General features: G+C 70.7%; 13 protein-coding genes. All 13 read left to right on the top strand.

Annotated elements, in window-relative coordinates; translation table 11 throughout:
* Window positions 1-78 precede the first annotated feature (78 nt).
* Window positions 79-1,182 carry a sensor histidine kinase gene (locus ACGFRG_RS12160; RefSeq protein WP_393263384.1) on the top strand — a complete coding sequence of 368 codons (1,104 nt, stop codon included), beginning with the start codon at window positions 79-81 and terminating at the stop codon, window positions 1,180-1,182.
* Window positions 1,183-1,274: 92 nt separating this feature from the next.
* Window positions 1,275-2,789 carry a glutamate ligase domain-containing protein gene (locus tag ACGFRG_RS12155; protein WP_393263382.1) on the top strand — a complete coding sequence of 505 codons (1,515 nt, stop codon included), beginning with the start codon at window positions 1,275-1,277 and terminating at the stop codon, window positions 2,787-2,789.
* 6 nt (window positions 2,790-2,795) lie between these two features.
* Window positions 2,796-3,164: a DUF4233 domain-containing protein gene (locus tag ACGFRG_RS12150; RefSeq protein WP_361431905.1), complete on the top strand. Its 369-nt coding sequence runs from the start codon at window positions 2,796-2,798 to the stop codon at window positions 3,162-3,164.
* 90 nt (window positions 3,165-3,254) lie between these two features.
* On the top strand, window positions 3,255-3,668 hold the full coding sequence (gene ndk / locus ACGFRG_RS12145; protein ID WP_361431907.1) for a nucleoside-diphosphate kinase: 414 nt from the start codon (window positions 3,255-3,257) through the stop codon (window positions 3,666-3,668).
* 305 nt (window positions 3,669-3,973) lie between these two features.
* Complete coding sequence (locus tag ACGFRG_RS12140) at window positions 3,974-4,993, top strand: rod shape-determining protein (protein ID WP_053727412.1); 1,020 nt, start codon at window positions 3,974-3,976, stop codon at window positions 4,991-4,993.
* A gap of 136 nt (window positions 4,994-5,129) precedes the next feature.
* Window positions 5,130-6,191, top strand: a complete 1,062-nt coding sequence (mreC, locus tag ACGFRG_RS12135; protein WP_361431910.1) for a rod shape-determining protein MreC — start codon at window positions 5,130-5,132, stop codon at window positions 6,189-6,191.
* A 12-nt stretch (window positions 6,192-6,203) separates the two neighbouring features.
* Window positions 6,204-6,881, top strand: coding sequence for a rod shape-determining protein MreD (gene mreD, locus ACGFRG_RS12130; protein ID WP_361431913.1), 678 nt, complete (start codon window positions 6,204-6,206; stop codon window positions 6,879-6,881).
* Window positions 6,882-6,897: 16 nt separating this feature from the next.
* Window positions 6,898-9,129 (top strand): penicillin-binding protein 2, encoded by a 2,232-nt coding sequence (gene mrdA / locus ACGFRG_RS12125; RefSeq protein WP_361431915.1) that lies wholly within the window; start codon window positions 6,898-6,900, stop codon window positions 9,127-9,129.
* Window positions 9,130-9,133: 4 nt separating this feature from the next.
* A complete protein-coding gene (rodA, locus tag ACGFRG_RS12120; protein ID WP_361431917.1) occupies window positions 9,134-10,324 on the top strand; it encodes a rod shape-determining protein RodA in 1,191 nt (396 codons plus the stop codon).
* 91 nt (window positions 10,325-10,415) lie between these two features.
* On the top strand, window positions 10,416-11,954 hold the full coding sequence (locus tag ACGFRG_RS12115; protein WP_393263379.1) for a CHAD domain-containing protein: 1,539 nt from the start codon (window positions 10,416-10,418) through the stop codon (window positions 11,952-11,954).
* Window positions 11,955-12,042: 88 nt separating this feature from the next.
* Window positions 12,043-13,971, top strand: a complete 1,929-nt coding sequence (locus tag ACGFRG_RS12110; RefSeq protein WP_393263377.1) for a TIGR03960 family B12-binding radical SAM protein — start codon at window positions 12,043-12,045, stop codon at window positions 13,969-13,971.
* 63 nt (window positions 13,972-14,034) lie between these two features.
* Window positions 14,035-15,036, top strand: a complete 1,002-nt coding sequence (locus ACGFRG_RS12105) for a hypothetical protein (RefSeq protein WP_393263375.1) — start codon at window positions 14,035-14,037, stop codon at window positions 15,034-15,036.
* A 132-nt stretch (window positions 15,037-15,168) separates the two neighbouring features.
* Window positions 15,169-15,945 carry a TIGR03936 family radical SAM-associated protein gene (locus tag ACGFRG_RS12100; RefSeq protein WP_361430018.1) on the top strand — a complete coding sequence of 259 codons (777 nt, stop codon included), beginning with the start codon at window positions 15,169-15,171 and terminating at the stop codon, window positions 15,943-15,945.
* Window positions 15,946-16,021 lie beyond the last annotated feature (76 nt).

Genomic DNA, 16,021 nt, shown 5'->3' with positions numbered 1-16,021 from the left:
GGCAAATCACTCAATTCACCCTCGATTAGGGTCGAAAGTCAGCCAACAAGGGCCCAAAGACCTTGGATGATGGAGAGCATGTTCGCCTCGTCCCCCGTCTCCGCTCTGCGGCGCGCGCTGGGCGACGACCGGGCCCTGGACGTGGTGATCGCGGTGACCGCGTTCGCGCTCCTGCTCATCGACATCCCGGGCCTCGCGGCAGCGGACAACTCCCTCAACAGCGCCACCGTGCCGCCCGTGCTCGCGGCGGGCTCGGCCACGCTGCTGCTGCGCCGCCGCTGGCCGTGGATCCCGTATGTGGCCGCCCTGGTCTTCATGGGCTGGCTGCACCAGCTCACCCTGATCCAGTTCGCGCTCTACTCGCTCGGCCGGTTCCGGGGACGGCGCACGGCCGTGGTGGCCACCGTGCTGTACGTGGCGGTGGCGTGCACGCTCTACCTCGCCCCGGGCTGGCCCGCGCACCGGTCGGAGACGCTGACGTCGTTCCTGAGCATCGTGGTGCCGGTCGGGGTGCTGTCGGCGGCCGTCGGCGTGGCCACCTACCGCCAGGACCTCGTACGCGAGGTCGAGGCGCTGCAGGCCGTGCAGGCCGAGCGGGCGTCGGTGGCGCGGGACGTCCACGACATGGTCGGGCGCGAGTTGACGATGCTGGCGGTGACGGCGGAGGTGCGCGCGCGGCGGGCCCGCGGCGGCCCGCACGAGCAGGACTTCGACTCGCTGGCCGAGACCGCGCGCCGCGCCCACCACATGCTCAACGAGATCATCGTGCAGCGGGCGGACGGACGCACCGCGACACCGGGCCTGGAGGGCCTGGCGGAACTCGCCACGCAGACCCGGCGGGCGGGGACCCCGGTGGAACTGGACGTGGCCGAGCGGGCGTACGGCCTCTCGCCGCTGCGCCAGGCAGCGGTGTACCGGGTGGTGCAGGAATGCCTCACCAACGCGGTCAAGCACGCCGGGGGAGAGAGGGTCTCGGTGGTGATCGCGGTGCGCGGCGGTGAGCTGTGCGTACGCGTGTGCAACGGCCTGCCCTCCGCCGTACCGGCGACGGCACCGGTCTCCTCGGGGACGGGCACGTTCTCGATGCGCGAACGGGTGGAGAGCATGGGCGGCGCGCTGACGACCCGGCGCACCCCGACGACCTACGAGGTCGAGGCCACGCTGCCGTCGGGGACCGCGTAAGCCGGTCCGCCCACAGCGGAGATGGCCGCGACGGGCGAGCCCGACAGGGGCGGGTCCGTGGCCTTGTCGGTGCCCCTCCGTAGACTGGGGTCGTGACCGAGCAGCCCGACCACAGCAGCAGCCCCGACGACGACCACTTCGATGACATCGTCGAGGCCGAGACGAATCGCGACCCCGACCTGGCGGTGATCGAGGCCGGTAGCCGCACCCTGCGGACGCACGGCGGGGCGCCGCAGGCCGACCCGGTGCCCGCCCGGCCCGCCGACCCGGAGGTCGACAAGGCGCTGCGCGCGGTCGAGACGGAGCTGGCGACGCGCTGGGGCGAGACCAAGCTGGAGCCGTCGGTCTCCCGTATCTCCGCGCTGATGGACGTGCTCGGCGAGCCCCAGCGGGCCTACCCCTCGATCCACATCACCGGCACCAACGGCAAGACGTCCACCGCCCGCATGGTCGAGGCGCTGCTCGGCGCCTTCGACCTGCGCACCGGGCGCTACACCTCGCCCCACGTCCAGTCGATCACCGAGCGCATCAGCCTGGACGGCGCGCCGATCCCGGCCGAGCGCTTCATCGAGATGTACGAGGACATCAAGCCGTACGTGGAGATGGTGGACGCCCAGCAGGAGTACCGGCTGTCGTTCTTCGAGGTGCTGACCGGCATGGCGTACGCGGCGTTCGCGGACGCGCCGGTGGACGTGGCCGTCGTCGAGGTCGGCATGGGCGGCAGCTGGGACGCCACCAACGTCATCGACGCCTCGGTCGCCGTCGTCACCCCCATCTCCCTCGACCACACCGACCGGCTGGGCTCCACGCCCGCCGAGATCGCCGTCGAGAAGTCCGGGATCATCAAGCAGGGCGCGACCGTCATCCTCGCCCAGCAGCCGGTCGACGCGGCCCAGGTGATGTTGAAGAAGGCCGTCGAGGCGGACGCGACGGTGGCCCGCGAGGGCATGGAGTTCGGCGTCGTCGCGCGCGAGATCGCGGTCGGCGGCCAGCTGCTGACCTTGCGCGGCCTGGGCGGCGAGTACGAGGAGATCTTCCTTCCGCTGTACGGCGCCCACCAGGCGCACAACGCGGCGGTCGCGCTCGCGGCCGTCGAGGCGTTCTTCGGCATCGGCTCGGAGCACGCCCGGCCGCTGGACGTCGACACCATCCGCAAGGCGTTCGCCTCGGTTCTCTCGCCCGGCCGCCTGGAGGTCGTGCGCCGCTCGCCCACCGTCGTCCTGGACGCCGCCCACAACCCGGCGGGCGCGCTGGCCACCGCCGAGGGCCTGACCGAGGCGTTCGGCTTCTCGCGGCTGATCGGTGTGGTCGCGGCCAGCGCCGACAAGGACGTGAAGGGGCTGCTCGAAGCGTTCGAGCCGGTCTTCGCGGAGATCGTGGTCACCGCGAACTCCAGCCACCGCTCGATGGACGTCGACGAGCTGGCCGCGATCGCCGTGGAGGTCTTCGGCGACGAGCGGGTGGTCGTCGAGCCGCGCCTGGACGACGCCCTGGAGGCGGCGATCACGCTGGCCGAGGAAGAGGACGAGTACGCCGGTGCGGGAGTGCTCGTGACCGGTTCCGTGATCACGGTCGGCGAGGCCCGGCTGCTCCTGGGGAGGGGCTGACACCCGATGCGTACGCTCTGCGCTTCCACCCTCATCGGTGAATTCTTCGTGATCGGTTTCGCCGGCCTGGTCGCGATGAAGGACCCGGACCTGACGGTCGCCACCGTCTGGACGATCAGCGGCATCGGCATGCTGCTCTCGCTGCTCCTGTGCGGCGTGCTGACCCGCCCCGGCGGCCTCCAGCTGGGCTGGGCGCTGCAGATCGCCCTGATCGCGAGCGGCTTCGTGGTCCCGCACATGTTCTTCCTGGGCGCGGTCTTCGGCGGTCTGTGGTGGGCCTCGATCCACTTCGGCCGCAAGGTCGACGAGGCGAAGGCCCGCTTCGCGGCGCAGGCGGACGCGCAGGCCGAGGCTGAGGCCCCGCAGGCGGGGTGAACGGGGGTGCCGGTGCCGGGTGCCGCTCGTTCGGACGCACCCGGTAGCCTCGGCTCACCGCACACGTATGTCTGCAAGGAGCCGCACACCATGACCCAGCGCACCCTCGTCCTCCTCAAGCCGGACGCCGTCCGCCGCTCGCTGGTCGGCGAGGTCATCGGCCGTATCGAGCGCAAGGCGGGCTGGCGGATCACCGCGCTGGAGCTGCGCACGCTGGAGCGGGCCACCCTGGAGCAGCACTACGCCGAGCACGTCGGCCGCCCGTTCTACGAGCCGCTCGTCGAGTTCATGCTCTCCGGCCCGGTCGTCGCCCTGATCGTCGAGGGTGAGCGGGTCATCGAGGGCGTGCGCGCGCTGGCCGGGCCCACCGACCCGATCGCGGCCGCGCCGGGCTCCATCCGGGGCGACTTCGGCACCATCGTCCGGGAGAACCTGATCCACGCCTCGGACTCCGAGGAGTCCGCGCAGCGCGAGATCAAGATCTTCTTCCCGGGCCTCGCCTGACCGCTCGGGCCCGGCCCGGCGCGATACCCGAGGACACCCGTTTCATGACCGGGTGTCAGCCATATAGCGCTCATGACCTGGGGCGACCGAAGGAATTTCGGTCGCCCCTCGGCATATGCACGGCCACATCGGGAACTCATCGCTCCGACACATCGTCACCATTACTAGAGGTGGACCAACGCGCCGTGTCCGTGCAGGCGGCACTACGATGGAGCCTCACGCCCACAGCACCCACCTCGCCGACCTAAAAAGCCGTCAACGCTCGATTAGGGAAGGCCGGACGCATCCTCATGGGGAGCAACAACATGTCGTTCATCGGCCGTGACATGGCTGTCGACCTCGGGACCGCCAACACGCTGGTGTACGTCAGGGGCCGCGGAATCGTCCTGAACGAGCCGTCCGTCGTCGCCATCAACACCAACACCGGCGGCATCCTGGCGGTCGGCGCCGAGGCGAAGAAGATGATCGGCCGTACGCCGGGCAACATCGTGGCCGTACGACCGCTGAAGGACGGCGTCATCGCCGACTTCGAGATCACGGAGCGGATGCTCCGCTACTTCATCCTGAAGATCCACAAGCGTCGTTACCTGGCCCGCCCGCGCGTCGTCGTCTGTGTGCCCTCGGGTATCACCGGAGTCGAGCGCCGCGCCGTCATCGAGGCCTCCACGCAGGCCGGCGCCCGCCAGGTGCACATCATCGAGGAGCCCATGGCCGCCGCCATCGGCTCGGGCCTGCCCGTCCACGAGGCGACCGGCAACATGGTCGTCGACATCGGCGGCGGCACCACCGAGGTCGCGGTCATCTCGCTCGGCGGAATCGTCACGGCGCAGTCCATCCGGGTGGCCGGCGACGAGCTGGACAACGCGATCATCCAGCACATCAAGAAGGAGTACAGCCTCCTCCTCGGTGAGCGCACCGCCGAGCAGATCAAGATCACCATCGGCTCGGCGTACGACCTCGACAAGGACGAGCACACCGAGATCCGCGGCCGCGACCTCGTCTCGGGGCTGCCCAAGACCGTGGTCATCTCGGCCGCCGAGGTGCGCAAGGCCATCGAGGAGCCGGTCAACGCGATCGTCGACGCCGTGAAGACGACGCTCGACAAGTGCCCGCCCGAGCTCTCCGGCGACATCATGGACCGCGGCATCGTGCTGACCGGCGGCGGCGCCCTGCTGCGCGGCCTCGACGAGCGGCTGCGCCGCGAGACCGGCATGCCGATCCACATCGCCGAGGACCCGCTGGATTCGGTCGCTCTCGGCTCCGGCAAGTGCGTCGAGGAGTTCGAGGCCCTGCAGCAGGTCCTGGACGCCCAGCCGCGCCGATAACGGCACAAAGTCATCGGTCCCCCCGGGTCACCCAGTGGCCGGGGGGACCGCCCGTACGGGCCACTGCCAACCCGTACGGCGGATCGTTGATATACAGATCGAACAGATTCCGACGAGGAAGGCACGGCCGTCGCACGTGAGGGACACACGAGAGAGCCGGCTGCTCCTGGTGCTGCTGATCGGTGTAGCGTTCGCGCTGATCACACTCGACATCCATGGCGGGGAGAACTCACCGGTGGACGGGGCTCGGCAGGCCGCCGCCACCGTCTTCGGGCCGGTGGAGAACGGCATGGCGGCAGCCGTCGATCCGGTGGGCAACGCCATCGGCGCGGTACGCGACTCGGGGGAGCGGCACAACAAGATCGCCGACCTCCAGCGTGAGAACGAGGCGCTGAAGCAGAAGCTCGGCAGCGACGCCCGCAACCGCTCGCGCCTGAACCAGCTCGACGCGATGATGAAGACCGCGGGCGAGGGCCAGTACGGCATCAAGGCCGCGCAGGTCATCGGGATAGGAGCGGCCCAGGGCTTCTCCTGGACCGTGACCATCGACGCGGGCTCGCGCGACGGCATCAAGCGTGACATGACCGTACTGAACGGCGAGGGCCTGGTCGGCCGGGTCACCACCGTCGGCCCGTCCACCTCGACCGTCCTGCTCGCCAACGACCCGGACTTCACGGTCGGCACCCGGATGGAGAACAGCGACGAGCTGGGCTTCGCCACCGGCCAGGGCGACCGGCCGCTGTCGGTCCAACTGCTCAACGGCAAGGCCAAGGTCAAGGCGGGCGACCGCCTGGTCACCTTCGGCTCCCAGGCAAGCAAGCCGTTCGTGCCGGGCGTCCCGGTCGGCGAGGTCGTCAAGGTCGACCCCTCCGGCGGCGACCTGACCCGGACCATCTACGTCCGGCCGTACGTCGGGTTCACCAAGCTCGACATCGTCGGCATCGTCGTCCAGGCCCCGCGCACCGACCCGCGCGACGAGGTGCTGCCCGCCAAGCCCAAGCCGACCCCGACGCCGACCGTCACGGTGACGGTCACCCCGTCGCCGACCGGCAACGCGAACCCCAACAACGCGGCGGGTGAGGCGAATCCCAACGGGAACCCGAACCCGAACCCCAACGGGAACGCGAACCCCAACCGCGATCCGAACGCCAACGGCAACGCGAACGCGAACAACGCCGTGGACAACCGCGGCCGGTAGGAGCTGATCCAGATGCGCATCAACAGGGTCGTGCTGTCCTCCGCCCTCATCGTCGTCGCCCTCGTCGTCCAGGTGAGCGTGCTCGCGCGGCTCCAGCTGCCGGGCGCGGTCCCGGACCTGGTGCTGCTCACCGTCCTCGGCCTCGCACTCGTGTACGGGCATGTCGGCGGCGCCCTCGTCGGGTTCGGCGCCGGGCTGCTCTGCGACCTCGCACCGCCCGCCGACCACGCGGCGGGCCGCTACGCGATGGTCCTGTGCCTCGTCGGCTACGCCGCCGGGCTCGCCAAGCCCGACCACGGCCGGCTGCGCTCGGCGACCGGGCCCATGCTCGTGGTGGTCTGCGCGGCCATCGGCTCGACGCTGCTGTACGCGGGTGTGGGCGCCCTGGTCGGCGACACCGCGGCCCGCCATGTCGGCCTGGTGAACCTGATGTTCACGGCCGCCGTCTACGACCTGCTGCTTGCGCCGTTCACCGTGCCGCTGATCATGGCTCTGGCCAGACGCGCCGACAACGATCCGCTCGCCGAGACATCCGGCGGCCCGGCCAAGAGCGGCGCCTCCATCACCTCCGGCTGGCTCTCCGGCGGCACCGGACTGCGGATCGGCAAGCAGCGCGGCGGCCTGCGCATCAAGGCCGCCCGCAACCGCGCGGCCCGGGCCGGCCGCATCAAGGGCGTCAAGCGACTGTGAACCAGGGGGCCACGGCGTGAGCAACATCCCCGAGACGGGCCGCACCCCCCGGGTGCAGATCCGGCTCATCATCATCCAGGTCCTGGTCTTCTCCCTCCTGCTGACCCTCGGCGGGCGGCTGTGGTACCTCCAGATCCGCAACGGCCAGGAGTACACCGACGAGGCCAAGAACAACCACGTCCAGCAGGTCGTCCAGCCCGCCGTGCGCGGCGCGATCCTGGACGCGCGCGGAGTGCCCCTCGCGGACAACGAGACCCGGCTCGTGGTCTCCGCCTCCCGCACCGATCTCACCAAGATGCCCGACCGGGGCAAGGCGGTCCTCACCCGGCTCGCCGGCGTGCTCGGCATGAAGCCGCAGGACGTCATGGACAAGATCCGGCTCTGCGACGCCAAGACCCCCAAGCCCTGCTGGAACGGCTCGCCGTACCAGCCGATCCCGGTCACCGACAAGGCGACCACCCAGCAGGCGCTCCAGATCCGTGAGCGCTCCGAGGACTTCCCCGGCATCTCCGCCGACCCCACCGCCGTGCGCCGCTACCCCGCGCCCGGCAAGGCCAACACCTCCCAGGTGCTCGGCTATCTCTCGCCGGTCACCGACGACGAGATCGTCAAGGCGAAGAACACCGACTCGCCGTATCTGCGCTCCGACATGGTGGGCCGCTCCGGCCTTGAGCGCACGTACGACAAGCAGCTGCGCGGCAAGGCCGGGGTCACCCGGTACGAGGTGGACAACCTCGGCCGGGTCATCGGGCAGGCGCAGAGCGACAAGGCCGAGCCCGGCGCGAACATCGTCACGTCGATAGACGCACGGGTGCAGGCGGTCGCCGAATACGAGCTGGACTACGCGATGAAGGCCGCCCGCCAGCAGTTCGACAAGATCACCAACGAGAACTACAAGGCGGACTCCGGCGCGGTCGTCGTGATGGAGGCCAAGACCGGCCGGGTCGTCGCCATGGCGTCCGCCCCGACGTACGACCCGAACGTCTGGGTCGGCGGCATCTCCGGCAAGGACTACCAGGCGCTCACCGGCAAGGACAGCGACTACCCGCTGCTGAACCGGGCCATACAGGGTCAGGCCGCGCCCGGCTCGACCTTCAAGGTGGTCTCCACGGCCGCCGCCGTCGAGGCCGGCTACAAGTGGGACGGCGGCTACCCCTGCACCAGCTCCTACTCCGTGGGCGGGCAGGTCTTCAAGAACTTCGAGGGCGAGAACTTCGGCCCCATCTCGCTGGGCCGCGCCCTGGAGGTCTCCTGCGACACCGTCTTCTACGGGCTCGCCGACAACGAGTGGAAGCGGGACGGCGGCATCAACCCGAAGAAGGGTGAGCCCAAGGACTACTTCTACAAGGCCGCGCACCAGTTCGGCCTCGGCAAGCCCACCGGTGTGGACCTGCCCAACGAGGTCACCGGCCGCGTCCCGGACCGCCAGTGGAAGGAGAGCTACTGGGCGGCCAACAAGGACGCCTGGTGCAAGACCGGCAAGAAGGACGGCAGTTACGTCGAGAAGATCGCGTACGAGAACTGCCTCGAAGGCAACAAGATGCGCGAGGGCGACTCGATCAACTACTCCATCGGCCAGGGCGACACCCTCGTCACGCCGGTCCAGGAGGCCATGATCTACGGGGCGATCGCCAACGGCGGCACCATGCACGCGCCGACCATCGGCAAGGCGATCGTCAGCGCCGACGGCAAGACCGTCCAGGAGATCAAGCCGAGGGTCAACGGCAGGCTGCCGGTCACCCAGGCCACCCTCGACGGCTTCAACAAGGCCCTCGCGGGCGTCGTCACCGGCGGTACCGCCGCCTGGAAGTTCCAGGGCTGGCCGCAGGACAAGATCGAGCTGCACGCCAAGACCGGTACCGCCGAGGTCTACGGCAAGCAGACCACGTCCTGGCTCGCCACGTACTCCAAGGACTACACGGTCGTCATGACGATCGCCCAGGCCGGTACGGGTTCCGGCGCCTCCGGTGAGGCCGTGCGCAAGATCTACGAGGCGATGTACGGCATCGACGAGGCCGGACACCAGGACCTCAAGAAGGCCCTGCTGCCGCAGCCCGAGCAGTCCCTGCCCAAGATCCAGCCCGACGGCTCGATCGACGCGCCGACGGTCACGCCCTACGAGCGGCCCGCGCCCAAGGCATCCGATCAGCCGACCCCCGACGGGCAGCCGCAGCAGACCCCCGCCGGACAGCCGACCCAGAACACCACGGCCACCACCACCGACAACCGCAACGGACGGAGGGACTAGCGACATGGCAGGCTTCTCCGTCCAGCGCTACGCCCCCCAGCGCTCCAGCTTCGCCAGGCTGACCGCGCGCGACTCGGTGCTGCGCCGGCTCGACTGGCCGCTGCTGCTCGCGGCGCTCGCGCTCTGCTTCATCGGCTCGCTCCTGGTGTGGTCCGCCACCCGCAACCGCACCTACATCAACCAGGGCGACCCGTACTACTTCCTGATCCGGCACGCCATGAACGCCGGCATCGGCCTCTGCCTGATGACCGGCACCATCTGGCTCGGCCACCGCACCCTGCGCGGCGCCGTGCCGGTCCTGTACGGGCTGTCCATCCTGATGCTGCTCGCGGTGCTCTCACCGCTCGGCGCCACCGTCAACGGCGCGCACTCCTGGATCGTGCTCGGCGGCGGATTCTCGCTCCAGCCCTCCGAGTTCGCGAAGATCGCCATCATCCTGTGCATGGCGATGCTGCTCGCGGCCCGGGTGGACGCGGGCGACCAGCTCCACCCCGACCACCGCACGGTGACGAAGGCGCTCGGCCTCGCGATGGTGCCGATCGGCTGCATCATGCTGATGCCCGACCTCGGCTCCACCATGGTCATCGTGGTGATCATCCTCGGCGTGCTGCTCGCCTCCGGGGCCTCCAACCGCTGGATCTTCGGACTGCTGGGCGCCGGAGTGGTCGGCGCGGTCCTGGTCGCCTCGCTCGGGATACTGGACAAGTACCAGATCAACCGGTTCGCCGCGTTCGCCAACCCCAACCTCGACCCGGCCGGCGTCGGCTACAACACCAGCCAGGCCAGGATCGCGATCGGCTCCGGCGGCCTCACCGGCACCGGCCTGTTCAAGGGCTCCCAGACCACCGGCCAGTTCGTGCCCGAACAGCAGACGGACTTCGTCTTCACGGTCGCCGGTGAAGAGCTCGGCTTCGTGGGCGCGGGTCTGATCATCGTGCTGATCGGCGTCGTCCTGTGGCGCGCCTGCCGCATCGCCCGCGAGACGACCGAGCTGTACGGCACGATCGTGGCGGCCGGCATCATCGCCTGGTTCGCCTTCCAGTCCTTCGAGAACATCGGCATGACGCTCGGCATCATGCCGGTCGCCGGCATCCCGCTGCCCTTCGTCTCGTACGGAGGATCATCGATGTTCGCGGTCTGGGTGGCGATCGGACTGCTCCAGTCGATCAGAGTGCAGCGCCCGATAACGGCTTAGTGCGGGGCCTTGTGGCAGGAGAGTGCCGGATCGGACGAATGGCCGGTCCGGCGCTCTGCCCAGGGCCCGTTTTCGCGTCTAGATTCAATTCATGGCGGAGACGAAGCGCGAGATCGAGCGGAAGTACGAAGCCACCGGCGACGACGTGCGCCTGCCCGACCTGACCAGGGTCGCGGGCGTCGCGTCCGTCGTGGACAAGGGCGTGGCGGAGCTGGACGCCGTCTACTACGACACCCCGGACCTGCGCCTGGCCGCGCACTCGCTCACCCTGCGCCGCAGAACGGGCGGCGACGACGCGGGCTGGCATCTGAAGTTCCCCGTCGCCACCGGCATCCGCGACGAGATCCGCGCCCCCCTCTCCCCGGCCCTCCCGCGCACCCTGGCCGCCCTGCTGCGCTCCCGCGTCCGCGACACCCAACTCGCCCCCGTGGTACGGCTGTTGTCGTCCCGGGACGTACGCCATCTGCTCGACGAGCACGGCGCCCTGCTCGCCGAGGTGAGCGTCGACGCGGTGCGGGCGGAGCGCCTGACCCCGCCGCGGGCGCCCGAGCCGCCCGCGGCCGCCTCCTGGACCGAGATCGAGGTCGAGCTCGCCGACGACGTCGACCCGGCCCTGCTCGACCGGGTCGGCAAACGCCTGCGCAAGGCGGGCCTGCGCCCCTCGGCGAGCGCGTCGAAGCTGGCCAGGGCGCTGGCGCAGACCGGCACTGTCCCCCCGGCGCAGGAGTCGGTCGGGGTGAGGGAGCCCACCGCCGGTTCGCACGTCCTGGACTACCTGCGCGCCCAGCGCGACGCCCTCGTCGCGCTCGACCCGGCCGTCCGGCGCGATCTGCCCGACTCCGTGCACCAGATGCGGGTGGCCACCCGACGTCTGCGCAGCGCCTTCAAGTCGTACGGAAAGGTCCTGGACCGGACCGTCACGGACCCCGTCGGCGAGGAGCTGAAGTGGCTCGCGGGCGAGCTCGGGGTCGACCGGGACCAGGAAGTGCTCACCGAACGCCTCCAGAGCCGGATCGCCGCCCTGCCCCGCACGCTGCTCCTCGGCCCCGTACGCGGGCGGCTGCGCATCTGGAGCACCGCCCGCCGCGGCGGCTCGCGCCGCAAGACCCTCGCCGTCCTGGACAGCAAGCGCTACCTCGTCCTGCTCGACACCCTCGACGCGCTCCTGGACGGCCCGCCGCTGCGCCCGGCCGCCGGGCGCCCGGTCGCCGACGTCGTGCCCAAGGCCGTGATCAGGGAGTACGACCGGCTGGCCGGACGGATAGCGCACGCCCTCGCGCTCGACCCGGGCGTCCCGCGCGACCTCGCGATGCACGACGCCCGCAAGGCCGCCAAGCGCGCCCGGTACGCCGCCGAGGCGGCCGCCCCAGCGCTCGGCGGGCCCGCGAAGAAGTTCGCCAAGCGGATGAAGGCCGTACAGACGGTGCTCGGCGACCACCAGGACAGCGTGGTGGCCCGCGAGGCCCTGCGGGGCCTGGCCGTCCAGGCGCACCTCGCGGGCGAGTCCGCCTTCACCTGGGGACTGCTGTACGGGCAGGAGGCCGCGACGGCGGCCGAGCGCGAGCGGGAGCTGCCCGAGGTGTGGGCGAAGGCGTCCAGGCCCGCACTGCGGGAGCGGCTCATGGCCTGAGCCGCCCGGGATCCGGCGGGCGAGGAGCGCCCCGCGAGCGGGTTACGCTAGAGAGTCGCCCCCTGCCAGCTCACGAAAGTTCGTCGAGATGACTGCCGCCGAATCGGTCTTCCCACAGCTCGAAGCTCTGCTCCCGCATGTGCAGAAGCCCATCCAGTACGTCGGCGGTGAGCTCAACTCCACCGTCAAGCCCTGGGAGGAGTGCGACGTCCGCTGGGCGCTCATGTACCCGGACGCGTACGAGGTGGGCCTGCCCAACCAGGGCGTCATGATCCTCTACGAGGTGCTGAACGAGCGCGAGGGCGTCCTCGCCGAGCGCACGTACAGCGTGTGGCCGGACATGGAAGCCCTGATGCGCGAGCACCAGGTGCCCCAGTTCACGGTGGACTCGCACCGGCCGGTCAAGGCGTTCGACGTCTTCGGCCTCAGCTTCTCCACCGAGCTCGGCTACACCAACATGCTCACGGCCCTGGACCTCGCGGGCATCCCGCTGGAGTCCAAGGACCGCGGGATCGACGACCCGATCGTGCTCGCGGGCGGCCACGCGGCGTTCAACCCCGAGCCGATCGCGGACTTCATCGACTGCGCGGTCATCGGCGACGGCGAGCAGGCCGTCCTCGACATGACCACGATCATCCGCGCGTGGAAGGCCGAAGGCCGTCCCGGCGGCCGCGAGGAGGTCCTGTTCCGCCTCGCCAAGACCGGCGGCGTGTACGTGCCGGCCTTCTACGACGTGGAGTACCTGCCCGACGGCCGGATCGCCCGTGTCGTCCCCAACAAGTCGGGCGTGCCGTGGCGGGTCAGCAAGCACACCGTCATGGACCTCGACGAGTGGCCCTACCCCAAGCAGCCGCTGGTCCCGCTCGCGGAGACGGTCCACGAGCGGATGTCGGTGGAGATCTTCCGCGGCTGCACCCGCGGCTGCCGTTTCTGCCAGGCCGGCATGATCACGCGCCCCGTGCGGGAGCGAAGCATCACCGGCATCGGCGAGATGGTGGACAAGGGTCTGAAGGCCACGGGCTTCGAGGAAGTCGGTCTCCTGTCCCTTTCGAGTGCCGACCACACCGAGATCGGTGACATCGCCAAGGGCCTCGCGGACCGCTACACCGAGGACAAGATCGGCCTGTCGCTGCCGTCCACCCGCGTGGACGCGTTCAACGTCGACCTCGCCAACGAGCTGACCCGCAACGGCCGTCGCTCGGGCCTCACCTTCGCCCCCGAGGGCGGCAGCGAGCGCATGCGCAAGGTCATCAACAAGATGGTCTCCGAAGAGGACCTGATCCGTACGGTCGCGACCGCGTACGGCAACGGCTGGCGCCAGGTGAAGCTGTACTTCATGTGCGGCCTGCCCACCGAGACCGACGAGGACGTGCTCCAGATCGGCGACATGGCGGTCAACGTGATCGCCAAGGGCCGTGAGGTCTCGGGCCAGAACGACATCCGCTGCACGGTGTCGATCGGCGGCTTCGTGCCCAAGCCGCACACCCCCTTCCAGTGGGCGCCCCAGCTCTCCGCCGAGGAGACGGACGCGCGGCTCGAAAAGCTCCGGGACAAGATCCGCGGCGACAAGAAGTACGGCCGCTCCATCGGCTTCCGCTACCACGACGGCAAGCCGGGCATCGTCGAGGGCCTGCTCTCGCGCGGCGACCGCCGCGTGGGCGCGGTCATCCGGGCCGTCTACGAGGACGGCGGCCGCTTCGACGGCTGGCGCGAGCACTTCAGCTACGACCGCTGGATGGCGAGCGCCGAGAAGACGCTGCCGTCGTTCGGCGTGGACGTCGACTGGTACACGACGCGTGAGCGCACGTACGAGGAGGTCCTGCCCTGGGACCACCTGGACTCCGGTCTGGACAAGGACTGGCTCTGGGAGGACTGGCAGGACGCGCTCGACGAGACCGAGGTCGAGGACTGCCGCTGGACGCCGTGCTTCGACTGCGGTGTTTGTCCGCAGATGGACACGTCCATCCAGATCGGTCCGACGGGCAAGAAGCTGCTGCCGCTGACGGTCGTCAAGTAACCGCTCGATCACGGAAGGCCCCGCACCGCAACGGTGCGGGGCCTTTGCCGCGTCTTTACGGACATGGAACTCCAGCAGCAGCCGCCGCCGAGACAGCCCGAGGGCTGTCTGACCGTGGCGATCCGTGTCCCCGTACGGATCGTCGTCCTGGTCCTGGTCGTGCCGGTCCGCATGGTCTGGGACGTGCTGGCCGCCGGGGCCCGTGCCGTCCATCGCACGGCCCTGCGCCCGCTCGGCCGCGCGCTGGCCTGGCTGGGGCGCACGCTGATCGTGGTTCCGCTCACGTATCTGGGCCGCGCCCTGGCCTGGACGGGCCGCGTGCTGATCGTGGTTCCGCTCACGTATCTCGGCCGCGCCCTGGCCTGGACGGGCCGCGTGCTCGTGCTCACGCCGCTGGCCTGGCTGTGGCGATACGGGGTGGCCGCCCCGGCGCAGTGGCTGTACCGGTGGGCGCTGACGCCCCTGGGGCGGGGGATCGCGTGGGTCGCCTCCGGTGTGGCGGCCGGGGTCGCGTGGGTCGCCTCCGGGGTCTGGATGGCCCTCGTTCGGGTGGGTTTGATCTTGATTGTGGTACCTGTCGGGTGGTTCTGGCGGCGGGTGCTGACACCCGTCGGGCACGCGATCGCGCTCGTCGGGCGAGAGGTCGGGGCCGCCTTCGGCCACGCCTGGCGGATCGCCGGGCAGCTTTGGCGAGCCGTCGGGCGCGGGCTCAAATGGCTGGGCGGGCAGCTGGTCGGACGGCCCGTGCGCTGGGTGTGGCGGACCCTGTGCGCGCCCGTGCTGCACTGGGTGCGGGACGCCCTGTGGGCCCCGGCGGCCCGGGCGGCGGCCGTCGTGGGACGGGCCGCGCGCGAGGCGCTGGGCGCGGCCGGACGCGGCGCCCGCGAAGCGCTCGCCTCGGCCCGGGACACCGTGCGCCAGGCCCGCGCCGATGCCTGGCGGGCGCTGGTGGGCGGGCCGCCCCGGGAACCGGCACCGCATCCGGCGCGTACTCTGGGTCGTACAACTACTGCCTCCGGCGCGGTGCCCGCCCCCGAGATCTCCCTGCGCAAGACGGAGGGATGAGCCGGGCGGCGCGCGGGCTGTGACCGGAGGGCCCCCACAGGACAGGTGGGCGGCGCCCACCGCGCCCGCCCCGCACGAGGAGAAGAACCACTGGGCAAGCGACAGCCCGAAGGCCCGCCGCCCGCACCTGCGGTGCAGCGCATCCGACTGCGCTACACCAAGCGCGGCCGCCTCCGGTTCACCAGCCACCGCGACTTCCAGCGCGCCTTCGAGCGCGCGCTGCGCCGCGCCGAGGTGCCCATGGCGTACTCGGCGGGCTTCACCCCGCACCCCAAGGTCTCGTACGCGAACGCCGCCCCCACCGGCACCGGCTCCGAGGCCGAGTACCTGGAGATCGCGCTCACCGAGCACCGCGACCCGGAGACGCTGCGCGAGCTGCTCGACGAGTCGCTGCCCGCCGGGCTCGACATCACCGACGCGGTCGAGGCGCGCACCTCCGGTCTCGCCGACCGGCTGACCGCCTCCGTCTGGGAGCTGCGGCTCGAAGGCGTGCCCGTCGACGACGCCCACAAGGCCGTCGAGGCGTTCCTGGCCGCCGAGACCGTCGAGGTCCAGCGCCGGACGAAGAACGGAATGCGCACGTTCGACACGCGCGGCGCGGTCGTCGAGCTCCAGGCGCTTCCACAGGCCGATAGGCCGGTGGACAAGCCCTGTGCGATACTGCGCCTGGTGGTACGGCACCTGACACCTGCCGTGCGACCCGACGACGTCCTGTCCGGTCTCCGAGCTGTGGCCGACCTGGCGCCGCCGGTCCCCGCAGCGGTGACCAGGCTGGCGCAGGGGCTCTTCGACGAGGAGTCCGGCACGGTGACCGACCCGCTCGCGCCCGACCGCGAGGCAGCCCCGGCCGCTCCACCCAAGGCCGCCGGGACGGCTTCTGCGACGGCGCCGGAAGGTCCAGCCGCGTAGGGGCAGTCGTTGTAGCGCAGCCCTGGTACTCGGGAGCCACCTGGGTCGGGCCGCGCACTGACCAGGAGACTTTCGC

Origin of the sequence: Streptomyces sp. NPDC048696, from assembly GCF_043198895.1 — a bacterium.
GTDB lineage: Bacteria > Actinomycetota > Actinomycetes > Streptomycetales > Streptomycetaceae > Streptomyces.
Note: the sequence above shows the minus strand (reverse complement) of the source record. Positions and strands in the feature narration are given on the sequence as shown.